Raw genomic sequence first — 25444 nt, 5'->3', positions numbered from 1 at the left:
AGAAATGCATAAATATATTTTCACTTTCCTACGTTGGTACTAACCAACAGGTTCAAGGGTTGAAAGGTTTACTTTCTCTCAGCAATTAATATTGCCCCCCTAGTGACTTGTTTTACCTATTTATAACATAGCATAGATGAAACTGATATAGAAATTAAAGTTAAAAAGTATTAAAACAATAGCAATAACATTATTGGAAATAGAATGGCTAGATTAAAGAGATTTATAAAGAAACTGACTAAGAGCGTATTATTTTTGGCTGGAAAATAAATGATAAGTGAGCAGACTAATAGAATAAAACTAGCAATGAGAAAGTACACGCAAATGTCGAGACCAACTTGAGATAGGTTATGTAAGTTATAAAGTACGAGCGTTATTGCTATTAAATAGTTGAGCAAATTTAGTCCATATATTAGTAGCTTCATGATTCATCACCACTCCAATAATTAGTTATCGAACTCTCTTTTATCTTATCATGTATGTTTGTTGTAAATTTATTTGAAAAGTTAATAATTGAGACAAGCGATTGTACTATTTTCCCAAATAAAAAATACACTTATAGCATTGGGAGGACTATAAGTGTATTGGCCATAAAGCCTTTTTTGGGAATATACAAATGTTTGGGTTTTAATAAAATGTATGACAGGGTTACATTTTATTGTATGGAATGTTGGTGATTGATAAATGTACTCTAAATTTAAGGAAGTCTAAGTCTAGTACAAACTAATTTGAAAAAGAAAAGAGTATATATTCTCCGGCACATTATAAATAATGCCAAGTTATCCCAAATAGATACTTAATTTATGTATCTAGCTTGTTTTACCCGTTTGTTTTGTTTTAAAACTGTTTTTAACAATAAAATGTATAAATTTAATATCTTTTTGAAAATTATGTAGAAATGAACCTTTATTTCAAAATAATATAAATTAGTCCAAGAATCATGGTAATGCTAGCTGAAGCGTTATTAAGCATATGTACAAGAATACTATCTTTCAAGCTACCACGACGTTGATAGGCCATATACATGCCCATGCCCATTAACATATACATCAAGAAGCCGATAATATTTACTGAAGCATGATTAATAGAGAAGATGGCCGATGATAGAATGAATGGCAACACGAATGCGCCTCTTTTAAAGATAGTTTCTTTGAAAATGCCTCGGAAAGTGTGTTCTTCTAAATATGGTCCGACAAAAGTAATCGCTATAAAGAAAACGATTAAGGCGATAATAATTGATGGGGTTAGATGATCAATGCGTTCTAAATTCTTCATTAATGCTTTATCATTGGCAGACTGTGATTGACCGTATACAACTCCCATTAGTAGAGATAAACCAATTGCCATTACACGCAATAAGAAAAACCAAAGGATATCAATCCCAACATCTCGAGGTTGTAATTTCAAATGTATATTTTCATATGTATGACGACGATAATATGTTCTCACTGCCCAAATCACAAACATTGAGACGATAATGAAAACGACAGATAGACCAATGGTTAGACCTAAGCTATCTTTAGCCACTGTGAGTCCTAAAATTGATAGTGCTAATATTGCTGGAATTTGAACAAAAATCATAAAGAATATAAAAATTAAAACGTTAAGAAATCGATTGCCTTTCGGTTTAACTAACTTTTGATGATTAGGTTCTAGTGGTTCTTGATTCTGAGTTGCCTGAGTACTTGAAGTACGCGTTGAATCCATAGTTTGTTCCAAAGTGTTAACCTACTTTCTATATATTTAATGATGTTACCAATCGTACATGGTATATTTTCATCATACCATATATAGAATGAATCTCTAACACGTCTTAAAATGGTGTTTTATAGATTGGAATAGATAAATAAAGTGTGATGAGAGATAAGTAAGTTATCGCACTAAAGTTAATAATGATGTATAATTACACCGCAAATTGCAACATAATACCACACCAAACCCCTCGTTACCGCTATAACGAGGGGGGGTATAGGTGCCTGGTTAATGTCGTCGTTTTTGAACTATGCTTTTAAGCCAGAATGAAAACATAGTTACTAAGCATCCACTTAGAGTTGTTGCAAGTAAATAAATAAAGAATTGAATGTAATACCAATCTCCCTTCTACGTCAAGTAGACGTCTGAAGGTCAGACGACGCACTTATTATACCACCGTCTGATTCATTTGAATTAAAGACGATAAAGTATAGAAAAGTGCGTCGTTATATGTAATAAAGTTACGCATTTGATGAAACAGAGGCATAGGTTTTATAAAAATAGAATAACTGTATCGTTTTTACTTTCCGCTTAACAGTAATCTTTAAATTCAGAAGGTTATTGCTCTCATTTTATAATAAAAAAATTTCCCATTTAATTTTAATTTCTATTCAAACTATATTCTTTGAGAAAAGAAAATAATTAGAAAGCGTTTGCTTTTGTTTCTATAATTTCTATTTTTGTGTAATAATATAATTGTAGAAATACACCATATCACCTTTATTGTAGCACTATTGATTAAATAAAATTGCAAATATAGTGTAAGTGTAATTTTTTTGTCATTTTAACAATAATAATATAAGAATAAATTTTATATTCATTGTTTTAAAATTTGCAATCGCTTACAATAAACGTAAAATTAATCACAAAGGAGTTATGAGGGATGAAAAATTTAAGAAATAGAAGTTTTTTAACACTTTTAGACTTTTCACAACAGGAAGTTGAATTTTTACTTAACTTATCTGAGGACTTGAAACGAGCGAAATATGCGGGGATCGAACAACAGAAACTTAAAGGTAAAAACATTGCCTTAATTTTCGAAAAAGATTCTACGCGTACACGTTGTGCCTTTGAAACTGCAGCCTATGATCAAGGCGCACATGTCACATATCTTGGACCAACTGGTAGCCAAATGGGCAAAAAAGAATCTGCCAAAGATACTGGTCGTGTATTAGGTGGTATGTATGACGGTATTGAATATCGTGGCTACTCACAACGTGTAGTAGAAGAACTAGCTAAATATTCAGGTGTGCCTGTATGGAATGGCTTAACTGATGAAGATCATCCTACTCAAGTACTTGCTGACTTTTTAACAGCAAAAGAAGTATTGAAAAAACCATATCATGAGATTAATTTCACTTATGTTGGCGATGGACGTAATAATGTAGCCAATGCATTAATGCAGGGTGCAGCTATAATGGGAATGACGTTCCATCTTGTATGTCCTAAAGAGTTAAATCCTAAAGCCAATTTATTGCAACGTTGTAAAGAAACTGCAGCCCAACACGGTGGCGAAATATTAGTAACTGACAACATTGATGAAGGTGTAAAAGGTTCAGACGTTATCTATACGGACGTTTGGGTATCAATGGGTGAGCCTGACGAAGTTTGGGAAGAGCGTATTAAATTGTTAGAACCTTACCGTGTAACGAAAGAAATGATGGAAAAAACTGGCAACCCACACGCAATCTTTGAACATTGTTTGCCTGCATTCCATGACACTGAAACTACAATCGGTAAACAAATTCAAGAGAAATATGGTTTAACTGAAATGGAAGTTACTGATGAAGTGTTTGAAAGTGATCGCTCTGTTGTCTTCCAAGAAGCTGAAAATAGAGCACATACAATTAAAGCTGTGATGGTTGCAACTTTAGGAGAATAAATAAGGAGGACCTGCCTATGTCTAAAAAAATAGTAGTGGCTTTAGGTGGTAATGCCTTAGGACAATCACCTGAAGAGCAATTAGAGTTAGTTAAAGGAACAGCGAAATCACTCGTCAGCTTAATTGATAAGGGCTACGAAATTGTCATTAGTCATGGGAACGGGCCACAAGTCGGTAGTATTAATTTAGGATTAAATTATGCTGCTGAACATGAACAAGGTCCGCCATTCCCATTCCCAGAATGCGGTGCTATGAGCCAAGCATATATTGGCTATCAATTACAAGAAAGTTTATTAAATGAATTGCATTCTTTAGGTATTGATAAGCAAGTTGTGACGCTTGTCACACAAGTTGAAGTGGCAGGAGATGATCAAGCGTTCAACAACCCAACGAAACCAATTGGCTTATTCTACACAAAAGAACAAGCAGATAAAACAATTCAGGAAAAAGGGTACCAATTTGTGGAAGATTCTGGACGTGGTTATCGTCGCGTCGTGCCTTCTCCCCAACCAATAAGTATCGTTGAATTGGAAAGTATCGAAACACTTATCAAACATGGAACACTCGTTATTGCAGCAGGTGGGGGAGGCATCCCGGTTGTTAAAGAACAAGGCAACTACAAAGGCGTAGACGCCGTTATCGATAAAGATAAAACAAGTGCCTTATTAGCAGCTCATTTACAATCAGACCAGTTGATTATCTTAACAGCAGTGGATTATGTCTATATTAATTATGGAAAAGATAATCAAAAAGGTCTAGGCGAAGTGTCAGTGGCTGATATGAAACAATATATTGCTGATAATCAATTTGCGAAAGGCAGTATGCTTCCTAAAGTTGAAGCTGCGTTACAATTCATCGAGAAACATCCTGAAGGTAGTGTGCTTATCACATCATTAGCAGATTTGGGAGATGCGTTAGATGGTAAGATTGGTACATTAATTAAAAAATAAGTATTAGATAATTTAACTTTTGACACAATGATAATACCCCACTATATATTTAATAAATAAGTAAAACCTGAGCTTAACGTATGTGATTTACATAGTTAAACTCAGGTTTTTAAAATTAAAGGGAATAATTTGAGCGTAAATTTTACCGTTATAAGTCTTCTACTTATTTGATATAGTGTGACGGTTAGTCTTTGATGCGTGTTTTATATTTTAGATATGTGACAATACTCCAGTAAATCACTAAACCTATGAGTAATATTAGCCACACAACATCAAATTCTCCCTCTGTAAACTTTTTATAAAGGTTATAAATTAGTAATACAATAAAGAAATATACTGATGTCCATTTACTAGCGATATTAAACTGATTTTGTTCCATTTCATCTTGTTTTTTCCACATATTTACCACCCTTTATTTGTGTTAAGGATTAAAGAGGTCATCAACTGTAGTGTCAAACTGTTTAGCAAGTTTAAATGCGAGTAATAATGTTGGGTCGTATTTATTATTTTCAATCGCATTTATCGTTTGTCGTGAGACGTTAACATTTTTACTTAGTGTATCTTGAGACATTCCCATTTGCTTTCGGTATTCTCTTATTTTATTTTTCATTCGCATCAGTCCTAGGAGGTGAATTTCTTTTTAACTATAAAATAATTAGATATTAATAGTAAAGCAACGATTAAAAGATATATTAATTCTGGAAAATGGTTGAACGGATAAACGACATGTTTACCTTGATATAACGCAAAAGCTTTTAAAATCATGCCTATCAAGAAATAATAAATTAGTCCAACAAAGGTTTTAGCAAATATTTCTAAAAACATAGCACGTTGGCGTTCATCATAGCCGGTGTTATCTTTCGTCTTCTGATCATATGTTTCAACAGGGAGAAACTTAGTAGTGAAAATATACCAAAGTGATACAAAAATTAACGTTGCTAAAATTAATAACAAGTAAAACAATCCGGTCACCTCAAAATGTCAAAAGTATTTTACATTTATACCCTAACATTTCGAGATAAAATGTCAAATGAGTTTTACATTTTAAAATAAAAAAACCTCTCACTACGGCAATAGCGTGTGAATTGGTGTGTATATGCTAGGAATTTTGTTGATTTAAATATAACATCATAATAAAGTACGTGTATTTGAATATACACGGAATAAAATATTGAATAATCTCATCTTTTTTTAAAAACGAGCTCAAAATTAAGGTTATTAGAAAGTAAAGTTGTCTTACATTAAAGAAATTAAAAGGGGGGAGATAGATGAAACAAGTATATTTTCATCATGTAGAGCATAGTAAGGTGCAAAAGTAATCTAAATTGACTTTATGGGCAACACTTTTAATTACGTTGTTTTTTACAATTGTAGAGTTTGCAGGAGGATTATTATCAAATTCCTTAGCTTTATTATCTGATTCATTTCACATGTTAAGTGACGTACTTGCATTAGGCTTATCTATGTTAGCCATTTACTTTGCGAGTCGTAAGCCAACAGCACGATTCACTTATGGCTATTTGCGTTTTGAAGTGTTGCAGCTTTCTTGAATGGTTTAGCTTTATCAGTGATTTCTATTGGTATTTTTTATGAAGCTGTCATGCGTATCGTTTATCCTAAACAAGTTGAAAGTGGTTTAATGCTTGTTGTCGCTACGATTGGTTTAGTCGTAAATATCATACTAACTATTATTCTAATGCGCTCTTTAAAGAATGAACAAAACATAAATGTTCAAAGTGCTTTATGGCATTTTATTGGAGATTTATTAAATTCAGTTGGCGTGATTTTAGCAGTCTTATTAATACATTTCACAGGTATTCAGTTGTTCGATCCTATATTGAGTATGCTAATTTCAATCATTATCTTTAGAGGCGGCTATAAAATTGTGCGTAATGCTTGGATGATATTAATGGAGTCTGTGCCAGAAGATTTAGATACTGATGATGTTATAAAGACAATTAAGACTGTTCCTGGAGTTATAGATGTTCACGAATTTCACTTATGGGGCATTACCACAGATCAATACTCTCTAAGTGCACATATTGTCTTAGATAGTAGAAGTAGTAAAGAGGCGTTTGTTCATATCAACGCCATAGAAGCATTATTAAAAGAAAAGTATGGATTAGCACATACGACACTACAAATAGAACATTTGGATATTAATCATCTTGATGAACCTTATTTTGATAAGATTAAGCATAAGCAGGATTAATGATTTAGAATTATATTACATGAACTGCAGGTTAATTAGCTAGTGCTTATTACTAAAAATCCCCTCACTATTGCGAGTAGTGAGGGGATCGGTACATATATGCATATAACCTTCGTTAAGTGTATTATAACACTTTAATGGATAGGATACAAAATTATATTAAACTTTTTTTCGATTGATAACACTATTATTAAATTATTGTATTAACATAGTGTTACTTATCGGAAACCCTATACAACTAAGACATATAGGATAGTATAATATAAAAGTCGCCTATATCTCTCAGGCGTCAATTTCGACGTAGAGAGGGGGTGCATATCAAATGTTAGACTTTTTTGTTAACGTTATAACCACAATAATAAGTGGTTGCATTATTGCGTTATTTACGCATTGGCTACGTAATCGCAATAATAAATAGGTGATATAGCCAAACCTAAAAAATCCCCTTACTACAGCCATAGTAAGGGGATTTGGTGCATATATGCTAGACTTTTTTGTTAAATGTATTATAACATCATAGTATAGAGAAATGCAAAAGGAACATTGTAATAATATTTGTGATAAAAAATATATACTTGAAGGTGGAAAATGAAAGATAGCACATACATGAAATTAATTAATATCATTTTTTTAAGTGTGACTTTTATTAGTTATTTATATTTAATAGTAATATTTAACTTAACTAATTTCTTAAATGAAGAAAAAGTAAATACATTAATACCTATCATTATTACGTTCTTTTTAGGAGTAGGATTAAAATCCTTATATACATTTTTTACCTTTTCCCTAGTTAAATATAAAAAAGAATATGAAGACTCTCATGACTTTATAAAGAGTATTATTGACTTTGCAACAGCTTGTATATTTTTAAATTATATAGGAAATATTGTAGAAAATCATTATTTACGACCTATCATATATATAGTAAGTATAGGAGTAATATTAGGAATTATGTTAAGTCAATTTCAAGGATGCAAAGCTTTAAAAAGAAAAATAAATAAGTGAACTAAAATTGTTTAATTTAGGCTCCCCTATTCATGCTAAAGTAGCTTATATATGTTGGGTTTAGCAAGGCAATTCAAAATTTGAAAATATTTAAAATCAATTTTGTAAATCTATTGAAAATAGACCAATATTTTAAGTAGCACTTAAAGACCTTACACGAACTACTTTCTTTTATAGAAGCATCATATATTAGGCATAACCAAAAAATCCCCTCACTACTCGTAATAGTGAGGGGATTGGTGCATATAATGCACGAAGCTCTTGTCATATAGATTATAACTCTAAATAGTAGAGAAATGCAAAATAACATTTTAAATATAATTTTACGCCAAAGACTGGCACATCAATATGCCAAATCTCTTTTCTTTAAGTTTCTCTTACCACTACCTAAATTTCTATCGTCGCTTCTAAATAAAACTACATTGTTAACTTAAAATAAGGTCGACAAGTTCTTCGGCGGTAATATTGCCAAAGTAGAAGTTTAGGTTAATGCTGTTTAATCGTGCGAATAAATCTGCTTTAACCATACGTGTGCCGACTAAGTGTGCTTCGACATCACTTATGTTACCTTGGCCGAAGAAATCGCCAAAAATACTACAAGCGGCAATACGGTTATGTTCAATAGATAATGAAATATCTATCGTGCCACTATTAAAACGTTCATTACGGTTGTATTCATAACGTGGTGAACGTCCATAGTTCCATTCCCAATTATCATACTTTTCAGCGACTAATTGATCGATGCCAGCCCAATCTTCGTCGGTTAATTCATAGCGTTTAGCTTCTTTAATGTCATCGATTCCCATAATTTGAGTAATGATTAAATCTTTGAATTCATCGATAGTAATGTTCTGATATTTAGGGTCTAATGAATCTCTAATTTGACCGACACGGGCGCGTACGGATTTTATTCCTTTAGATTCAATTTTCTTACGGTTTGGTTTTAACACGTTAACCATCGCTTCATAATCGACATCGAGGAGTAGGGAATACCCGCCATAAATTCGATTATTTAATAATGTCATCGCTGCACCTGATATTTTTTTATCATTTAAAGCTAAGTCATTACGACCACTTTGAATCACTTCAGTGGCACCTAGATTATGCAATGCTTGAATAGCTGGACGATAGAAACGTTGAAAGTCACCATAAATAGAAGTATCTTGTTCTAAAATACAACATACATTTACGGCACCATCATCTACGTATACTGCGCCACCACCTGTATCACGACGCACGACTTTAATGTTATTGTTGTCTACATAATCTTGGTTGATTTCTACGGCAGTATTTTGAAAACGACCAATCTCTACTTTAGGTTGGCAGTAGTAAGGTAACAAAATATCTTCGCCTAAAAAGATATTGTTATTAATATAGACTTGCATTGCTAAGTTTACGGCACCATCATCGATATATTTTCCATTACGAATAGGTTCTATTAAATACATGATTCTGCTCTCCTAGATTGCTAATATTTTATGAACTTTTTTAATTAAGAATGAAATATCTTTATCTAAATGAATTGTTCCATCTTGGATCGCTTTTGGAACGTGGTAAGCTTTTTTATTTAAAGTTACAAATACGGCGTTAGGATTCTCACGCGTCATGCGATGGAAGGGGTGCTTAATGAATTGAGGCGTTGTATAGCCCACGCCAATTTCTAAATAAGCTACCTTATCGTTTTTATGCTCTTCGAGAAATTCATTATAACTATCTAATTGCTCATGAAATTCTTCATCCTCAACCATGCCCACTTCAGCTTTACGCTTATTGATTTCCATTGGGGCATCACATTTAGGACAACGTGGAATCAGCTCATATGGAACTTTCATATTTTCTTGTTTAGCGACCATTTCACGAATCGCATCTTCATCTCGATAGGTTTGTGCATGACAATGTTGGCTACATTGCCAAAGAATGTATTTACCTTGCATATGAAGGACTCTACTTTCATCAAAACATGCAAATTCAATACCATTATCTGCGTTAGTAGTAATGATAAAATAGTCATACATATATTTAAGCAAATCCCTAAGTCTAAGGTAAGAAGGACCCACGGGTTGCTCTAAAAAATTGAGTTTTACGAAACGACTTTGGAAAGCCCAATATTCTTGCCAGCTCTCAAAAGAATGCAAACTCGCTTGTAACATATCCAAGAAATTATATTTTTCAATAAAATCCGGAAAATTTTTCGTGAAACGGTCACCGACATAGGTATAACCGTCTGATGCTGACATACCAGCACCTATCCCAATAACCAAAGCATCGGATTCGGCAAAGACTTGAGCCAACACGTCGGCTTGAGAGGTTTTTTTATCGCGTGCTAGAGTAAGGGCAGTCCATTGTTCATTTGTCATATTGGTCGAAAGCCTCCTTGTAAAGTGTCCAATCTTTATCGCTAAACACGTTAAAGATAACGTTAATAGATGAGTCTGTTTCTCGTAAATACGTCATTGTAGTGTCAATCGCAATACGGCATGCTTCTTCTTGAGGGAAACCAAAGACGCCTGTTGAAATAGAACAGAAGGCGAGATGACGTAAGCCGTGTTCATCGGCTAGCTCTAAACAGCTACGATAACAACGCGCTAATAAATCTTTATTCATTTGGGACACGGGACGCTTACGAATTTGAGGCCCAACCGTATGCAATACATAGTTCGAAGGTAAGTTATAAGCCGAGGTGATTTTCGCTTTGCCAACACCTTCTTTACGACCTTGTTCTTCAATAATTTTTGCGCAATCTAAACGCAATTGCACGCCTGCTTTAGTATGAATAATGTTATCAATACAATCATGGTTCGCTTGCATGCAGCCTAAGAAACGACTGTTCGCTGCGTTCACAATACCATCTACTTCAATCGTCGTAATATCGCCTTGTCATAAATAAAGTTGCGTTCCTAAGATAGGGTTCAAATCATTTAAACGAGTTAAATCTTGTTGGTTATTAAGCGTAGATAAATATGCATCTTGAACATCGATATATTCAGCACTAACAGGTTCCGGTGGACGTACATTCGCTAGCCCACGATAACATTCCCATTGTGCTTCGGCAGTGTCAGGGAAGTCTAAAGGCTTATCTCCATAACGTTCTTCCCACATAGATTGAATGAGATAAGCAAGACGTTCTTGTTGAGTGTCTAACATTTAGTCTTCATCCGATTCCGGTAAAGCGTTATAAGCATCTTCATCTACATCTTCTAATTTCACTAACCAGTTTTCTTCTGCTTTTTCAGAATTTAAAATTGCAGGTTCATCTTCTGCTTTCGTATTACGTTCAACAATTTTACCAGCAAGTGGTGATTGCACATCTAAGACAGTTTTAGAGGCTTCAATACTCACAATTTCATCGTTCATACTGACTTCATCTGGTCCCATAAATTCTACATAACCCACTGTACCGATATCATCTTGTAATTCTGGTGTCATGCGATAAATATATTGGTTGCCTACTTTTTCAACAAATAAATAATTAGCTAATTTAGCCATTTCATAACTTCCTTTCTATATCTATAAATACGCGTGTGCTAGTAATTCAATAGTACGACAGCGTTGTTCAATGCCCGGTAATAACGGTACGACCAAGACCTCATCGGCTTCAAACGCTTCAATCATCGCATCCAACTGAGGCTTCACTTGTTCCAATGTACCCGCTAAGATACGTGCACGGTGTTGCGCGATGACACGTTCGTCACGCTCACTCAGTTTGTAACGTTGCGCAGTTTCAATAGATGGGAAACGCTCGAATTCCGCAAACTGACGCTTACCTAATAACCAAACGTCCAATGCATGTAATAGCTGTTGCGCCTCATCCTCATCATCCGTCACAATCACAAACGTCGTTAACATGACCTTAGGCGCCATGTTTAATGCTGTTTTTTGAAAATGATCGCGATACGTCGCAAGGCTGTTCTTGGCAGCATCTATTTTATCCTAACTAGGTAGTAAAAATGTACCTAACGTGTAGCCCATTCCTTGCATCGCAGCAAGCTTAGCAGAACGCTGACTTGTACTTAAGAGCCACATTTCCGGATGGCGAGAAAGTTGCGGTTGCGCAATCACCTTGCCAACACGTTGTTCCTCAGGTGGACTTGTTAAATAATGACGCAAGTCTTCAATACTTTGCGCGTAATCGAGATACGCACTTTTATCTTCATCCATAGCACGCTTAACCACAGTAGTTCCAGGATTATTCCCAATGCCTAAATCTACACGGCCAGGATGTAAAGCTTCTAACATTTTAAATTGTTCCGCTACTTTAAAGGGACTGTAATGTGGCAACATCACACCACCAGAACCTAGTTTGATAGATTCTGTATGGTTAAGTAAATGCAACATGAGTAGTTCAGGACTACTACCTGCAAAGGCAGGGACGTCATGATGTTCCGTTAACCAAAAGCGATGATAACCTAGTTGATCTGCCAACTTCGCCAGTCGCGTCGTATCTTGTAACGCTTGTTCTGCATCTTTGCCTTCATCAATTAAGGCGTAATCTAAAATACTTAACTTCATGTCGCGTTCATCTCCAAAACGTACTGTTTCCCTTTTATAATACCCACTACTATTTTAACGTGTTTAACAGAAATTTGTTAACTTTTGATTTCTATCACACACTTTTCCCGGGCAATAAAATACGAGCGAGCATACATCGTTCACAAACAAGTCGATTGAGTATTATGAGAACGCATGGTAATTTGAATTTAAGAGATAAAATACGAAAGAGGATGTCATCACATGTCAAACTACGCACCATTACTTCAACCTATCACGTTACCCAATGGTATAAAGCTATCAAATCGTTTTGTCTTATCGCCAATGACTACCAATTCATCGACCAAAGAAGGGCACATTACTGATGAAGATTTACGCTATGCGCAACGACGTGCAGATTCTGCGCCCTTACAAGTTACTGGCGCAGCGTATATAGAACCCTATGGCCAGTTATTCGAATATGGTTTTAATATTTCTGATGATGATTGTATTCCAGGTTTGAGAAAAGTGGCACAAGCCATGAAACACAATGGCAATAAAGTAATTATTCAACTCGCCCATGCGGGACGCTTTTCAACTACAGCAATTATGAACTATGGCAAAGTTTATGGGCCAAGCCCGATGACGTTACATTCACCGATTCAACATGAAGTAGAGGAAATGTCAGTCGCTAAGATTCATGAAGTTATTACGCAATATGCAGAGGCGACTTCACGTGCTATTCAAGCTGGATTTGATGGTGTTGAGATTTCGGTGGCACAACGTTTACTCATTCAAACTTTCTTTTCAACATTCTCAAACCAACGTCATGATGCGTATGGCGTAGATACATTGGAGAATAGGGCACGCTTTGGTTTAGAGGTAATGGCTGCAGTACAGAAAGTAATTGATGCGGAAGCGCCTGACGATTTCATTTTCGGATATAGAGCGACACCTGAGGAAACAAGAGGCAGTGATTTAGGATATACGGTTGATGAATTTAATCAACATTTAGATTGGGTGATGGACGTAGCCACTATCGATTATGTAGCAATTGCCAGTTGGGGCCGTAATATTTATCAGAATAAGACGCGTACGCCGGGCGAGTATTATGGACGTCGCGTTAATCAAGTGGTTTACGAGTATTTAGATGGACGTGTGCCGTTGATTGCGAGTGGAGGCATTAATTCGCCAGACACTGCGTTAGATGCTTTGGAAAATGCGGACATGGTAGGCATGTCATCTCCATTTGTCACGGAACCTGATTTCGTACACAAACTTGCAGAAGGCCGAGAACAAGACATCGATTTGCATATTCAACCTGAGGATTTAGATGAACTGGCAATTCCACATGCAGCCTTTAAAGATATTGTTCAAATGATGGATTATGGCCAAGGTCTTGAAAAGAAAACACGCGATGAATTACGTAAACTAGAACAAAACTATGATCATAAATAAGTAAACGAACGTGTTTGGGGTTTGAGCGAAACCGAACGATGCGCAAAAAAAGATATTATATTCTAGCCAACCTTGCCGGGGCGGGACGACGAAATCTTTGAAATTGCATTAGATTTCTGTCCCGGTCCCTAGATTTCTGTCACCGCTCCCTTTTTATTATATTATTTTTAATGTAAACTTATAAATATAAAAAGTTTACATTATGTAGTTTATCGAAGGCATTGGGCAATTTTAAAAGATAAGGAGTAAGAGACAGCATGACATTAAACTTAGCACAACGTATCTTAAATCAAGAGACGTTAACTAAAACAGAAGCGTTAGAATTATTCGAGAATCCAAACATCGACACATTCGACTTATTACATGAAGCTTATATTGTAAGAAAGCATTATTACGGCAAGAAAGTAAAATTAAATATGATTTTAAATGCGAAAAGTGGCATCTGTTCGGAAGACTGTGGGTATTGTGGTCAGTCCGTAAAAATGAAACAAAAACAGAGATACGCCTTAGTAGAACCAGAAAAGATTAAAGCTGGCGCTCAAGTCGCTTCGGATAATCATATTGGAACGTATTGTATCGTAATGAGCGGGCGCGGTCCTACAAATAAAGAAGTGAATCATATTTGTGATACTGTACAAGATATTAAAGAGCTACATCCTCAACTTAAAATATGTGCGTGCTTAGGATTAGTGGATGATGAGCAAGCAGATAAACTGAAAGAAGCGGGTGTTGATCGCTACAACCATAACTTAAACACTAGTGAACGTTATCATGAAGAAGTGGTGACGACGCATACATATCAGAATCGTGTAGATACAATTGAAATTATGAAAGAACATCATATTTCGCCATGTTCAGGCGTGATTTGTGGGATGGGGGAAACGCATGAAGATATTATAGACATGGCATTCGCCTTAAAAGCGATTGATGCCGATAGTATTCCAATCAACTTCTTGCACCCGATTAAAGGTACAAAATTTGGAGGCTTAGATTTACTATCACCGATGAAGTGTTTGCGAATTATCGCCATGTTTAGATTGATTAATCCAACAAAAGAAATTCGTATTGCTGGAGGACGCGAAGTGAATTTACGCTCATTACAACCGTTAGCACTACAAGCAGCTAACTCTATTTTTGTAGGAGATTATTTGATTACCGGAGGCCAACCAAACGAACTTGATTATCAAATGTTAGAAGATTTAGGCTTCGAAATTGATGGGTAAAGCATAGTGAATCATTTTTTTAAAGTGAGGTGTTAGAGGTGCTTCAAGACAAAGAAAGCACAAGATTGTTATATCAAGCAATTAGTGAATTGGCAGAAGAAATGGGTCAAAACCAAATTGATACGAAGTCTGTAAGTTTGTTGTTTTTAGATATGGACTTAGAACATGAAGTATTTGAAAGAGTATTTGGCGAATTTGTAAAATATTTGGCACATAGAAATGAAGAAGATATTGAATATAAAGACTTAATCGCATTAATCGACCAATCATTACCAGAAGATCGCGAACTAGCACCCATTATAAAGAATCGTATTATTATAGGATTTGCTAATAATTATCTACCTACACTTAAACCTCTTGCTAGTGATATTAAAATGGAAATGAGTACGAGCATCCAAGCGGATTTAGATATATAAGCAAAAATAAAGTCCTTAAACACTTGTCTGTTACAAGAATTTAAGGACTTTTGATATTATACCAACATGGAAACTGATTATAATTTACTGTTGATTTGATCGGCTTTGCGATTAGCCGCAGCTGCATCACGACTGGCGCTCGCTGCATAATCTCTAGCTGCAGCTGAATTATCTGATGCTTTTTTAGCCCAAACTGCTGATATTGCTGAATTGGTTGCAGCAATACTTGAGGCATATCTTGCAGCTCTGGCATCGACACTTGCTTGTGACACAGTAGATAGAATTTGTTGTTGTTTATTTTCTAAACGTGCTTGGTGTGCTTCTGTTTCATATAAGTTGATAGCTTCTTTTAACGTATCCGCACGCTGATTATAGAGATATTCAAACATTGATTGAAGTGCATGAAGATGAGCATATTTCTCTGGAATGCGATTATTAGCCCCAGAAGCATTCAATGTTTGGTTAACTTCATTGATTTCTTTTTTACCACCATTTATTGAAGAAACCATATCTTTACCCTCTGACGTTTCGCAAACTTCGTTTTGTGCTTTCTTATAGCTATCTGAGTGTAATAAATTTTGAGTTTTATTTTTGACTCTTTTATTTTGGAAGAACCATACTCCGAAAAGTATTAATCCAATAAAGAATAAAAGACCAGAATGAAAGATAGGAAAAGCTAAGAAAATAAGCGCTAAACTTGGTAAGAGAAAGTACAACATATTTTTTCGTTTAATATTTTTTAAAGTTAACTTTTGTATTTCATTTTGTTTATGATTAATTAATTGATTAAAAGCGAGAATTCGACTTTTTCCTTTAATCAATAGGGCGAGATCGGACATGAGTTGTTCTTTAGTATTATCCATAATTATAATTCTCCTTATTCTACATTTAAATCTGAAAACTTAATTTGTGTAACATCTTTATCTTTAGTAGGTAACTGAATTAATTTTTGGTCTTTATTGTCTAACTTAATTGTTGTAGAAATATAAGCGTCATTATCACTCTCTGATGATTCACTTTGTTTTAAAGAAGAAGGATTAAAAGTAAATTGACCAAGATAGTCTACATCCTGTTTCGGACTTTGCGATTGGCCGATATTGACATCGGTATAGAATAATGCACTGTCTTTACCATTTTCTAAAGTATCAAATACATTAGAGATATCCTTTTTAATTTCTTTTTCATCACTATCTTTTGTAGTAACAAACGTCATTAATGGATCACCGCTATTAGTAGTTACTTCGATATATGACTTAACATCTTTATAAGGTGTTTCGTAATATTTTATATCTTTCTTGTCTAAAGTCTTCTTAATTTCATCGGCATCTAATTTATAAAGTAATTCTGGCGATAGCTCTGGATCTTCATCAAACATTATCATTTTCATTTGACCATTTTTAGTCAAATAGAGACCTGATGTTTCAAGCCCTTCATCATCATTACTTGTAGATACATAAAGCATGTGTTCTTTTTTATCATTAATAATGTCTTTGATTGAGATTTCTTTTTTCTTCTCAATACTTTTACTACAGCCGGTCAATGCAACGATTAATAGCCCGATAATAATAAAGGAAAGAAGATATTTTATTTTTCGCATCTGTTTCGCTCCTCTGAAAATGATGATTAATATGTGAACAAGGGAAGTTAAGACACCGTTTATCAACTTTTCAAAGTCAAACTATTGATGTCTTGCTCCCTCTAATTCACATACAATTGTTAAACTTCGTGTCGTAGATAAATCATTTGTAATTTAATAAGCTCAGTCGTGAATTGATTGAGTAAGGTAGTAGGTGAGATAAGACGTAAAGACTTTCGATATCTGAAACATAATTCGATTGCTTCAGTTGAGGTTAATTCCAACTTGACCGTTAGTGACTTCGATGAACGATGAATCACTTTCATGTCATAACTATCTTTGAGTTTTTGATAGAGTTGAGGCTTTATTTCATATGTAACATGGATAATTTGTTCTTGTTCTCCTGAACGTTTATAGGCACTTTTAATGAAATAACTATTTTTGCCTTGGTTGAAACAAACCTCTTCTTCAATATCAGAACGTAAATTCATTTCATATAAAAAGTATCTGATATTATCGATGTCTCGTTGAATCGTTCTAGGGTTGACATCAAATTTCTTTGCTAACTGAGACTTATTCACCGTTTGTTTCGTTACTAATTTAGAATAAATATATAAAACTCTATATGCTTGTTCCATTGGCAGGTCTTCCCTTCACAAAACCTAGTTTTATTATAAGAAATGACCTTAGACATATAAGGTCATTTCAATAAAAAAATAAAATTAATAAATAACACGTAATATTTAATAGAAAGGTATATATTCAATTTATAAAAATATTGGTAAGTTAGTTAATACATACCCTAAATATTTCCTCTTACATACGATTGCAATACGTACCACTCTGCTAAGTCGCTAGCGTTCGTAGCTACGTAATTTAACTCGTGACGTGTGGCATCATTACTATTTAACTTTTGGAAAATTCTCTGAAAATAAGACATAAGTTTTGTTTCTTCATTATGATGAGCTTGACCGAATTCAATACGTTCATAAATTCTAATGACACATTGTGGCGTAGTTTGATAGCGTTTAAGTTCATTAGTTACTTGTTCATATAACATGTGTTTCACCCCCATTTCTTCATGATTGAAACTAGAGTCGCCTCGGAGGCGACTCCTTTTCTCACAAAGAGAATGGAATTTTGAACATCAGAACAAAGCATAAAAAGAATGCAAAAATGCCGCCATTACCGATTCGAGGTAATGGCGGCACAAACTCTCGGGGTCACATGATAAGCGACCCCGAGAGCCGTTTACATATAAAACAAAACATAAAACAAAGATAATTCAGCATCACATGTTAGACATCATACGTCACTCACCCTAGAAAAGTTGATAAATAAAGAAAAATGTTAAAGAAAGAGAATTAGCTTAGAAGTGTTTTAATGAGAAATGACATATAAATAACGTAGTATTGTTGGCGAGACTCTTGAGGGAGCAGGACTAGGCTAAGACCTTGGCTTAGCCAGGCCCCCTAAGAACGCGAGCCAAACAAAGTGTAGTAATGATAAAAAAATAGCCTTGAAGGTGATTTCTATTGAAATCATCTTCAAGACTATAACTGTATGATTAGTAATGCATACTTACATTAAACCAATAACTTTCATCCATAATGAACCGATACCAAGCCAGATAATGAAATAAACCACACCTAGCACTAAGTTCATAAGCCACCAACGTTTTTGACTTACATAACCTGCCGCATACAGAATAGGCGCTGGACCACTACTGTAATGTGTAGTGGAAGCCATTAAGTTACCGAAGAAACCAAGCATCAACGCACTAAATAATGGTGGCGCACCAGCAGCCACAGCTACGCCAAGTAACGCCGCATACATGGCACTTACGTGAGCAGTTGAGCTCGCGAATAAATAGTGTGAATAGAAGTAGAAAATAACTAGAATAACAAGCACAATTGACCAACTTAAGCCACCTAAACTATGCGCAATTGTACTACTTAACCATGGAATAAAGCCTAATTTATTCAATTGATCGGCCATCATAACGAGTACTGAGAACCATACTAATGTATTCCAAGCACCTGTTTCATTAAGGATATCTTTCCAATTTAACACGCCAGTAATAAGTAATAATGATAAAGCGATAAAGGCAGTTAATGTAGCTTCAATGCCAATAAAGCTACCGGCTATCCAGAGTAAAAGGGCGATAATAAAGATACCAATCATGAACTTTTCAGCCTTAGAAATAGTTCCCATTTCTGAAAGTTCATTCTCAGCCCATCGCTTAGCGTCAGGCGTTTCTTTAATAGTAGGTGGATACATTTTATAAATGATAAATGGCACCACGATAAGTGAAATCAAGCCAGGAACGAGTGCAGCTAAGAACCAATTCATCCATGTTAGATGAACGTTAGCTGTTTTTTCGGCTAAATTTTGAGCGAGAGGGTTACCTGCCATCGCTGTTAAGAACATCGCCGCAGTAATTAAATTACCTTGGAATTCTGTAAATATTAAAAATGCCCCCATCTTACGTTCAGTACCTTGTTTAGGGTCTGAATCGAAAGATTTTGATAATGATTGAATGATTGGGAACATAATACCACCTGCACGTGCGGTATTACTTGGAGTAGCAGGCGCTAGGATTAAATCTACTCCGACTAATGAGTAGGCTAGGCCGAGCGTCTTTTTCCCGAAAAGTTTCACGAACTGCAAGGCGATACGACGGCCAAGTCCTGTCTTTACGAAACCTCTAGAAATAAAGAATGCCATCGCAATAAGCCAGATACTAGGGTTGCCAAAACCTTGAACCGCTGTTTTAGTGTCTACTACACCAACAAGCACGGTTAATGTGAAACCAAGAATTGAAACGGCACCAATCGTCATAGGTTGCGTGATACAAGCTATAATTGTACCGACGAAAATCGCAAACATCATCCAAGCTTGTATGTTTAATGCTTCAGGTCTAAACGGTGCGAGTAAAGCAATAAGAATACCTACAACAAGTGGAAGTATAAATTTCTTATATTTTACTGAGTTCTCCATAGCTGAACCTTCTTTCTAAGATAATGAACATTTCATACAATAGAATAGACTTAATTTTAAACAATGTACAGAGGATGTAGGGAATTAATTGAGAATATTTCTCATTAATTTTAAGTATAGTTAATATAAAAAAGCAGGGCAGAAATCTCGATTCATTCCAAAGATTTCTTAGCCCCGCTTCGATAGTATTTAAGATACGCTAGATTGTATTTAATAATTTTAATTATTCAAATCACTGTCTTTAATATCAGTAATAAACATATGACCTGGTGAATGTGTAATCATCAATTTAGGTTTAGCATCAAGTGCTACGGATTGAGGTGTAACTCCACAACCCCAAAAGACAGGTATTTCTCCAGGTTTGATAGTGACTGCTTCACCATAATCTGGCGCATTAATATTTTCGATTCCAAGAGTTTCAGGTGAGCCGATATGAATCGGTGTGCCATGAACATTTTTAAAATGCGAGGTAATTTCTGTGGCTTTAATCGCTTGAGCCATCGTCATAAGACGCATACTCACAGTAATATTTCCTTTAAACTCGCCACTCGCTTCAGCAGGTATATTGGTTCTATACATTGGAACATTATGGCCTTCTTCAATATGACGAACCGGAATACCAGCTTCAAGTAGGGCATGTTCAAAGGTGAAACTACATCCAATAAGGAAAGACACCATATCATCAGTATAAAGGTGTGTAATATCATTTACTTCTTCGACAAGTTCCCCATGCTTGTAAATACGATATTTCGACACATCGGTACGTATGTCAGCATCTTTCCCATAATATGGAAAAGACGGTGAACCTATCTCAGACACATCTAATAATGGACAGGTCTTTGGGTTTCTAAAACAAAATTTTAAAAAATCATAAGCATATGAAGAAGGTAAGATGACGACATTAGCTTGAATATAGCCATCTGCCATACCACTCGTATGACCAGTAAGTGTCCCTTCGCGAATTAATTGACGTAATGCTTGCGGCGTTTGATGCTTAACCTCCATAGACATCCCCCTTATCCCCTTAATAACTATCAAGTTCTTATTACTATTATATTTTAAAATTACACCATTAACAATCTAGATATAAAAATATAAGAAATTGTGAATTACTTTCGATAGTTCTTAAATAAACGGAAAAATAGGGACTGACAACTAAATACGATTAAAGGTAATAAACAATAAAGACTTACAATCATCCAATTATCGTCTACTTTGTAAATAATGAAATATAAAATGAATAAGAATAGTGTCGCTAACAAACCGAATAAAGGTAACAGTTCATAGTATTTTTGAATGTTATTCTTGTTCTTTCTCATTATCTTCTTCCTTTTTATTTGAAGATTCTTTTTCACGTTGTTCTAAAGGAATGGAATAATCTTTATCATCATTAATATAAGACATTTGGAAATGTTTCGTATGTTCTCGACGTAAGGCCCGCATAATTGAAATGGTCATTAATAATAAAATAATTGAGAATGGTAAACCTGTGACGACTGAAGCTGTTTGTAAACTTGTTAAACCGCCTGCAATCGTCATCGCTACAGAAATAGCACCAATTAATAGTCCCCAGATAACTTTGTGTTTCACTTTCGGATTCTCACTACCGCCAGTCGCCATGCCTGCAACGATATGGGTCGTAGAATCGGCGCTTGTAACGATAAGTAAGAAGATTAAGACCACTGCTAATATACTTGTAATATCTGCTAGTGGGAATTTAGACAATAATTCAAAGAGTGCGACGGTATAATCTTTATCGACCAATTGAGCGATATTATCGCCACCCATCGCAACTTTTACCGCCATGCCACCGAAACCAGCAATCCAAACAAAGGAAATAAGTGGCGGTACGACTAAGACACAAATAATAAATTCACGAATTGTCCGTCCTCGAGAGACACGAGCTACGAAACCGCCAATAAATGGTGACCATGAAATAACCCAAGCCCAATAAAAGACGGTCCATTGTTGAAGCCATGCATTCTTACCGGTATAAGGATCAATACGTAAACTATATTCTATAAAGTGACGTAAATAGTCCCCAATAGCTAATGTATAAGATTCGAAAATAAATTTTAAATCGCCGAAAATCAACATAAATACAAGTAATAAGCCGCCTAGCATAATGTTGATATTGCTCAACCATTTAACACCTTTATTTAGACCAGTAATCGCCGAACCTAAGAATAAGCACACCATTAAGACGGTAATTGCGATCTTAGTGAAATTATTATTAGGTACGTGAAAGACATGATTTAAACCACCACTAATTTGCATAATACCTAAACCGATTGATGTAGCAATCCCCATTACTGTCGCAATAATTGCTAGAATATCGATAATATTACGGAATGGACGTTTGTATGCCTCGCCAAAGACAGGTTCCATGGCTGTAGAAATTAAACCATCACGCTTTTTACGAAATTGGAAGTAAGCAACGATAAGGCCAGCCATCGCAAAGATAGACCATTGTGAAATTCCCCAATGGAAGAACGTGTAACCCATGGCAACACGTGCAGATTCTGGTGATTGGTCAGGAACTTTTCCCGGAAAAGGGGAATGAACATAGTGGGTAAGTGGCTCAGCTACGCCCCAAAAGACAATTCCTACACCTAAACCGGCAGAAAATAACATACCGAGCCATGACATAAATGAAAATTCTGGTTTCTCGTCATCACTGCCGAGTTTAAAACGGCCATAACGAGAAATAGCTAAAGAAATTAAAAAGATATCTAAAACAAAAATAATAAGTAAGAATAACCACCCGAAAGAGTTAGAAATAAAATCATATACACTTTGTGCGTGGATGCCGAACGCTTTAGGAAAGAGACCAGCAATTGCAGTAATGATAATAATGATTGTTACAGAAATAATATAAACTAAATTGTTATGTTTCTTGCGCTTGTCATTCATTCTTCAATTGATTCTCCCTTTATATGTCGTTTGTTACGAGTATACCTATAATTTTGAAAATTTACAAAATGCCATTTTTTATAAATTTGAAACTATATATAAAATTCATTATGAAAACTTTTTCCAAAATTAGAATTACGATAAATTGAAGAATGTGAAATGCTATAATTGATTACATTAGAAGAATTATTTAGAAAAGAAGGTCAAACATGTCAAAGTATGTCATTACTAACGGGAAGATTTATACAGAAACACACGTCATTGAACAAGGATATCTTGTAGTAGAAGATGGCAAAATTAGTGAGATCCAAGAAGGTCAATATACTGGTGAATTAGAACAGATTGATACTAAGGGCCAAAATGTCTTACCAGGCTTTATTGATATTCATATCCATGGAGGCTACGGTGAAGATGCCATGGATGCATCATTTGAAGGTTTGAAACACTTATCTGAACAATTGTTATCAGAAGGTACGACTACATTTTTAGCCACAACCATGACACAGTCGGATGCCAACATCGAAAAAGCGTTGAAAAACATCGTTGATTATCAAGCACAACAACAAAGAGGCGAAGCTGCTGAAATTGGAGGTATTCATTTAGAAGGACCATTTATTTCAGAACATAAAGTTGGCGCGCAAAATCCAGAATTTGTGCAACGTCCCTCAGTAGATAAAATTCAACACTTCCAAGAAATCGCGCAAAATCAAATTAAAATCATCACATTTGCGCCCGAAGTTGATGGTGCACATGAGACATTAAATGCGTTACATGACGATATTATCTTTTCAATGGGGCATACCATAGCTACATTTGATGAAGCGAACGAAGCGGTTGAACGTGGGGCCAAACATATTACGCATTTATATAACGCTGCGACTCCATTTACACATCGTGATCCAGGTGTCTTCGGTGCAGCTTGGACGAATGAAGGATTGAACACAGAAATTATCGGTGATGGTATTCACTCACATCCAGCTTCTGTACAAATTGCCTATAAACAAAAAGGCAATGAACATATGTATTTAATTACAGACGCTATGCGTGCGAAAGGCATGCAAGATGGCGAATATGATTTAGGCGGGCAAAACGTGATTGTACGTGGCCAAGAAGCTCGTTTAGCAAGTGGTGCGCTAGCAGGAAGTATTTTAAAAATGAATGACGGCTTATATAATTTAATGAACTTTACTCATGACACGTTAGACAATCTATGGCGTGTAACAAGTTTAAACCAAGCTATTGCTTTAAATATCGATGCACATAAAGGTGGCTTAGCCGTAGGGAAAGATGCGGATATCGTCATTGTTGATGATACGATTAAGGTTAATACTACGATTAAAGCAGGCACAGTTCATAATTATTAAGACTACCCGCAGTGTGAAAATTTTTATTTTTGAAAGCAGACTATCGTCTTACGATATAACTTCTCAATCAACTTATTTTTCATAAAAATATATACAAATTGTATACACTTTTATTCTGATAGGTTTGAAATAATGCATAGAGGTGTATATAACTATTGAATATATAAACATGACAATATATAGAGAAAGAGGTGTGAGAAGATGCAACATGACTTGAGGTTTCCAAGCGCTAAAAAGTTTTTCTCATCATTAGCATGGCTAGCAATTATTGCTTTACTAGCAGTGGTAGTAGTTAATCTAATTGCGAATAGTAATTTAAAAGACTTTTCTAATATTGGTGTTAACTTTAATCAAAACGATATTATCTTCTTAAGCACATTTGCGATTATTGCAGTGGTAAGTTTAATTATTGCGCAAATTCTAAAATTATTTAAACATTCATAAAAAAGTGAGGCTAAGCCATTTCTATAGTGATGGTTTAGCCTCATTTGTATATTTATAGATGGTTATAAATTGTATCGTCAACGATTACTTCTACATTTGGGTGGTTGTGTAGGATTGAAGCGGGCAGATTTTCTGACACTTCTTCATTTAATAGTCGCTTAATCGCATCACGTTTACGTTCGCCAAATGCTAGTAAAATAATACGTTTAGCACGCATAATAGAGTTTAACCCCATAGATACAGCTTGTTTTGGTACGTCTTCGATATTGTCGAAATTGACGCTATTGGCTTTAATAGTGGATTCAGTTAAATCGACCACGCGTGTTTCACTATCGAACGATGTTCCAGGCTCGTTAAAACCGATATGGCCATTTTCCCCAATACCTAATAATTGAAGGTCTGGTTGGCCGATGCGTTTTAAATGGTCTTCATAACGTTGTGCTTCTGCTTCTAAATCATCCACATGGCCTTGAGGAATATGAATATTTGAAGTTTGCCAGCTCTCATTGTGATCAAATAAGCGTTGATGCATATATGTGTAATAACTTTGTGAATGCTCTGGTTCTAAGCCAACATATTCATCTAAATTGAATGTTTGAACCTGGCTTAAATCGGTATTGTTTGCGTTCAGTAATTCAGAAAGTCGGGGATAAACTTCTGTCATAGTGTTACCAGTAGCTAATCCTAAAATTGTCTTAGGTTGCGCTTGAATCAATTTTAAACATTCGATAGCGACATAATCACTCGCTAGCGATTTATCTTTCAAGTTGATTAGTTTCATA

Annotated in this window: 25 protein-coding genes, 3 pseudogenes and 1 riboswitch; of the genes and pseudogenes, 10 read left to right on the top strand and 18 right to left on the bottom strand. The window is 35.1% G+C overall.

Going from position 1 to position 25444, the window contains the following annotated elements:
- Positions 1-8: 8 nt before the first annotated feature.
- Positions 9-111, bottom strand: a riboswitch (TPP riboswitch).
- A gap of 795 nt (positions 112-906) precedes the next feature.
- Positions 907-1719, bottom strand: a complete 813-nt coding sequence (locus tag FH144_RS01355; RefSeq protein WP_242313357.1) for a CPBP family intramembrane glutamic endopeptidase — start codon at positions 1717-1719, stop codon at positions 907-909.
- A 261-nt stretch (positions 1720-1980) separates the two neighbouring features.
- The gene (locus tag FH144_RS01350; protein ID WP_242313438.1) at positions 1981-2070 is read right to left on the bottom strand and encodes a type I toxin-antitoxin system Fst family toxin; all 90 of its coding nucleotides are present in this window, start codon (positions 2068-2070) and stop codon (positions 1981-1983) included.
- 565 nt (positions 2071-2635) lie between these two features.
- Here FH144_RS01350 and argF point away from each other — a divergent pair.
- Both argF and arcC read left to right on the top strand, forming a co-directional pair.
- Positions 2636-3634, top strand: a complete 999-nt coding sequence (argF, locus tag FH144_RS01345) for an ornithine carbamoyltransferase (RefSeq protein WP_242313356.1) — start codon at positions 2636-2638, stop codon at positions 3632-3634.
- 17 nt (positions 3635-3651) lie between these two features.
- A complete protein-coding gene (gene arcC / locus FH144_RS01340) occupies positions 3652-4584 on the top strand; it encodes a carbamate kinase (RefSeq protein WP_242313355.1) in 933 nt (310 codons plus the stop codon).
- Between the two features lie 184 nt (positions 4585-4768).
- Here arcC and FH144_RS01335 read toward each other — a convergent pair whose 3' ends face one another.
- From FH144_RS01335 to FH144_RS01325, 3 genes are read right to left on the bottom strand one after another with little or no spacing between them, the layout of a single operon-like run.
- Complete coding sequence (locus FH144_RS01335; protein WP_107507379.1) at positions 4769-4984, bottom strand: hypothetical protein; 216 nt, start codon at positions 4982-4984, stop codon at positions 4769-4771.
- A gap of 21 nt (positions 4985-5005) precedes the next feature.
- Positions 5006-5194 (bottom strand): helix-turn-helix transcriptional regulator, encoded by a 189-nt coding sequence (locus FH144_RS01330; protein WP_107507380.1) that lies wholly within the window; start codon positions 5192-5194, stop codon positions 5006-5008.
- An 11-nt stretch (positions 5195-5205) separates the two neighbouring features.
- Positions 5206-5538, bottom strand: a complete 333-nt coding sequence (locus tag FH144_RS01325) for a hypothetical protein (protein WP_242313354.1) — start codon at positions 5536-5538, stop codon at positions 5206-5208.
- A 371-nt stretch (positions 5539-5909) separates the two neighbouring features.
- Between FH144_RS01325 and FH144_RS01320 the strand changes: the two are divergent.
- The 3 genes and pseudogenes from FH144_RS01320 (at position 5910) to FH144_RS01310 (ending at position 7801) form a co-directional block, all read left to right on the top strand.
- Positions 5910-6796: pseudogene (locus FH144_RS01320) on the top strand (cation diffusion facilitator family transporter).
- Between the two features lie 322 nt (positions 6797-7118).
- Positions 7119-7214: a type I toxin-antitoxin system Fst family toxin gene (locus FH144_RS01315; RefSeq protein ID WP_242313353.1), complete on the top strand. Its 96-nt coding sequence runs from the start codon at positions 7119-7121 to the stop codon at positions 7212-7214.
- Positions 7215-7384: 170 nt separating this feature from the next.
- A complete protein-coding gene (locus FH144_RS01310; protein ID WP_242313352.1) occupies positions 7385-7801 on the top strand; it encodes a hypothetical protein in 417 nt (138 codons plus the stop codon).
- A 425-nt stretch (positions 7802-8226) separates the two neighbouring features.
- Here FH144_RS01310 and lplA read toward each other — a convergent pair whose 3' ends face one another.
- The 5 genes and pseudogenes from lplA to FH144_RS01285 form a co-directional block, all read right to left on the bottom strand.
- Positions 8227-9249 carry a lipoate--protein ligase gene (gene lplA, locus FH144_RS01305; RefSeq protein WP_242313351.1) on the bottom strand — a complete coding sequence of 341 codons (1023 nt, stop codon included), beginning with the start codon at positions 9247-9249 and terminating at the stop codon, positions 8227-8229.
- Positions 9250-9261: 12 nt separating this feature from the next.
- On the bottom strand, positions 9262-10158 hold the full coding sequence (locus FH144_RS01300; protein ID WP_242313350.1) for an SIR2 family NAD-dependent protein deacylase: 897 nt from the start codon (positions 10156-10158) through the stop codon (positions 9262-9264).
- Positions 10148-10945: pseudogene (locus FH144_RS01295) on the bottom strand (protein-ADP-ribose hydrolase). The gene FH144_RS01300 and the pseudogene FH144_RS01295 overlap by 11 nt, the downstream one beginning before the upstream one ends.
- Positions 10946-11287, bottom strand: a complete 342-nt coding sequence (locus tag FH144_RS01290; RefSeq protein WP_242313349.1) for a glycine cleavage system H family protein — start codon at positions 11285-11287, stop codon at positions 10946-10948.
- 21 nt (positions 11288-11308) lie between these two features.
- A pseudogene (locus FH144_RS01285) lies at positions 11309-12310 on the bottom strand (LLM class flavin-dependent oxidoreductase).
- Positions 12311-12532: 222 nt separating this feature from the next.
- Here FH144_RS01285 and FH144_RS01280 point away from each other — a divergent pair.
- From FH144_RS01280 to FH144_RS01270, 3 genes are all read left to right on the top strand, one after another.
- Positions 12533-13726, top strand: a complete 1194-nt coding sequence (locus FH144_RS01280; protein WP_242313348.1) for an NADH-dependent flavin oxidoreductase — start codon at positions 12533-12535, stop codon at positions 13724-13726.
- A gap of 257 nt (positions 13727-13983) precedes the next feature.
- The gene (bioB, locus tag FH144_RS01275) at positions 13984-14949 is read left to right on the top strand and encodes a biotin synthase BioB (RefSeq protein ID WP_242313347.1); all 966 of its coding nucleotides are present in this window, start codon (positions 13984-13986) and stop codon (positions 14947-14949) included.
- Positions 14950-14987: 38 nt separating this feature from the next.
- A complete protein-coding gene (locus FH144_RS01270) occupies positions 14988-15365 on the top strand; it encodes a hypothetical protein (RefSeq protein WP_198611722.1) in 378 nt (125 codons plus the stop codon).
- Positions 15366-15442: 77 nt separating this feature from the next.
- Here FH144_RS01270 and FH144_RS01265 read toward each other — a convergent pair whose 3' ends face one another.
- From FH144_RS01265 to FH144_RS01235, 7 genes are all read right to left on the bottom strand, one after another.
- A complete protein-coding gene (locus FH144_RS01265) occupies positions 15443-16228 on the bottom strand; it encodes a hypothetical protein (protein ID WP_107507230.1) in 786 nt (261 codons plus the stop codon).
- A gap of 14 nt (positions 16229-16242) precedes the next feature.
- Positions 16243-16962 (bottom strand): hypothetical protein, encoded by a 720-nt coding sequence (locus FH144_RS01260; RefSeq protein ID WP_242313346.1) that lies wholly within the window; start codon positions 16960-16962, stop codon positions 16243-16245.
- Positions 16963-17081: 119 nt separating this feature from the next.
- Complete coding sequence (locus FH144_RS01255; RefSeq protein ID WP_107507232.1) at positions 17082-17579, bottom strand: HTH domain-containing protein; 498 nt, start codon at positions 17577-17579, stop codon at positions 17082-17084.
- Positions 17580-17743: 164 nt separating this feature from the next.
- Complete coding sequence (locus FH144_RS01250; protein ID WP_242313345.1) at positions 17744-18001, bottom strand: hypothetical protein; 258 nt, start codon at positions 17999-18001, stop codon at positions 17744-17746.
- Positions 18002-18522: 521 nt separating this feature from the next.
- Positions 18523-19941, bottom strand: a complete 1419-nt coding sequence (locus FH144_RS01245; RefSeq protein WP_242313344.1) for an anion permease — start codon at positions 19939-19941, stop codon at positions 18523-18525.
- Between the two features lie 219 nt (positions 19942-20160).
- Positions 20161-20946 (bottom strand): putative hydro-lyase, encoded by a 786-nt coding sequence (locus FH144_RS01240; RefSeq protein WP_242313343.1) that lies wholly within the window; start codon positions 20944-20946, stop codon positions 20161-20163.
- A 294-nt stretch (positions 20947-21240) separates the two neighbouring features.
- Positions 21241-22854: a BCCT family transporter gene (locus FH144_RS01235; protein ID WP_242313342.1), complete on the bottom strand. Its 1614-nt coding sequence runs from the start codon at positions 22852-22854 to the stop codon at positions 21241-21243.
- A gap of 209 nt (positions 22855-23063) precedes the next feature.
- Here FH144_RS01235 and nagA point away from each other — a divergent pair, with 209 nt between their 5' ends.
- Together nagA and FH144_RS01225 are read left to right on the top strand one after the other, a co-directional pair.
- Positions 23064-24218: an N-acetylglucosamine-6-phosphate deacetylase gene (gene nagA / locus FH144_RS01230; RefSeq protein ID WP_242313341.1), complete on the top strand. Its 1155-nt coding sequence runs from the start codon at positions 23064-23066 to the stop codon at positions 24216-24218.
- Between the two features lie 201 nt (positions 24219-24419).
- On the top strand, positions 24420-24662 hold the full coding sequence (locus FH144_RS01225) for a hypothetical protein (protein ID WP_198611730.1): 243 nt from the start codon (positions 24420-24422) through the stop codon (positions 24660-24662).
- A gap of 52 nt (positions 24663-24714) precedes the next feature.
- Here FH144_RS01225 and nagB read toward each other — a convergent pair whose 3' ends face one another.
- Positions 24715-25443 (bottom strand): glucosamine-6-phosphate deaminase, encoded by a 729-nt coding sequence (gene nagB / locus FH144_RS01220; protein WP_242313340.1) that lies wholly within the window; start codon positions 25441-25443, stop codon positions 24715-24717.
- Position 25444 lies beyond the last annotated feature (1 nt).

The sequence above is a fragment of the Staphylococcus sp. acrmy genome (assembly GCF_022690565.1).
Taxonomy (GTDB): domain Bacteria; phylum Bacillota; class Bacilli; order Staphylococcales; family Staphylococcaceae; genus Staphylococcus; species Staphylococcus caledonicus.
Note: the sequence above shows the minus strand (reverse complement) of the source record. Positions and strands in the feature narration are given on the sequence as shown.

What these genes read in the sequence shown, in the direction of transcription:
- lplA (WP_242313351.1), bottom strand. Translation starts at nt 9,249, where the DNA reads ATGTATTTAATAGAACCTATTCGTAATGGAAAATATATCGATGATGGT.
- FH144_RS01265 (WP_107507230.1), bottom strand. Translation starts at nt 16,228, where the DNA reads ATGGATAATACTAAAGAACAACTCATGTCCGATCTCGCCCTATTGATT.
- nagA (WP_242313341.1), top strand. Translation starts at nt 23,064, where the DNA reads ATGTCAAAGTATGTCATTACTAACGGGAAGATTTATACAGAAACACAC.
- FH144_RS01280 (WP_242313348.1), top strand. Translation starts at nt 12,533, where the DNA reads ATGTCAAACTACGCACCATTACTTCAACCTATCACGTTACCCAATGGT.
- FH144_RS01245 (WP_242313344.1), bottom strand. Translation starts at nt 19,941, where the DNA reads ATGGAGAACTCAGTAAAATATAAGAAATTTATACTTCCACTTGTTGTA.
- FH144_RS01240 (WP_242313343.1), bottom strand. Translation starts at nt 20,946, where the DNA reads ATGGAGGTTAAGCATCAAACGCCGCAAGCATTACGTCAATTAATTCGC.
- FH144_RS01235 (WP_242313342.1), bottom strand. Translation starts at nt 22,854, where the DNA reads ATGAATGACAAGCGCAAGAAACATAACAATTTAGTTTATATTATTTCT.
- argF (WP_242313356.1), top strand. Translation starts at nt 2,636, where the DNA reads ATGAAAAATTTAAGAAATAGAAGTTTTTTAACACTTTTAGACTTTTCA.
- FH144_RS01315 (WP_242313353.1), top strand. Translation starts at nt 7,119, where the DNA reads ATGTTAGACTTTTTTGTTAACGTTATAACCACAATAATAAGTGGTTGC.
- FH144_RS01310 (WP_242313352.1), top strand. Translation starts at nt 7,385, where the DNA reads ATGAAAGATAGCACATACATGAAATTAATTAATATCATTTTTTTAAGT.
- nagB (WP_242313340.1), bottom strand. Translation starts at nt 25,443, where the DNA reads ATGAAACTAATCAACTTGAAAGATAAATCGCTAGCGAGTGATTATGTC.
- FH144_RS01255 (WP_107507232.1), bottom strand. Translation starts at nt 17,579, where the DNA reads ATGGAACAAGCATATAGAGTTTTATATATTTATTCTAAATTAGTAACG.
- FH144_RS01335 (WP_107507379.1), bottom strand. Translation starts at nt 4,984, where the DNA reads ATGTGGAAAAAACAAGATGAAATGGAACAAAATCAGTTTAATATCGCT.
- arcC (WP_242313355.1), top strand. Translation starts at nt 3,652, where the DNA reads ATGTCTAAAAAAATAGTAGTGGCTTTAGGTGGTAATGCCTTAGGACAA.
- FH144_RS01300 (WP_242313350.1), bottom strand. Translation starts at nt 10,158, where the DNA reads ATGACAAATGAACAATGGACTGCCCTTACTCTAGCACGCGATAAAAAA.
- FH144_RS01250 (WP_242313345.1), bottom strand. Translation starts at nt 18,001, where the DNA reads ATGTTATATGAACAAGTAACTAATGAACTTAAACGCTATCAAACTACG.
- FH144_RS01225 (WP_198611730.1), top strand. Translation starts at nt 24,420, where the DNA reads ATGCAACATGACTTGAGGTTTCCAAGCGCTAAAAAGTTTTTCTCATCA.
- FH144_RS01330 (WP_107507380.1), bottom strand. Translation starts at nt 5,194, where the DNA reads ATGAAAAATAAAATAAGAGAATACCGAAAGCAAATGGGAATGTCTCAA.
- bioB (WP_242313347.1), top strand. Translation starts at nt 13,984, where the DNA reads ATGACATTAAACTTAGCACAACGTATCTTAAATCAAGAGACGTTAACT.
- FH144_RS01290 (WP_242313349.1), bottom strand. Translation starts at nt 11,287, where the DNA reads ATGGCTAAATTAGCTAATTATTTATTTGTTGAAAAAGTAGGCAACCAA.
- FH144_RS01260 (WP_242313346.1), bottom strand. Translation starts at nt 16,962, where the DNA reads ATGCGAAAAATAAAATATCTTCTTTCCTTTATTATTATCGGGCTATTA.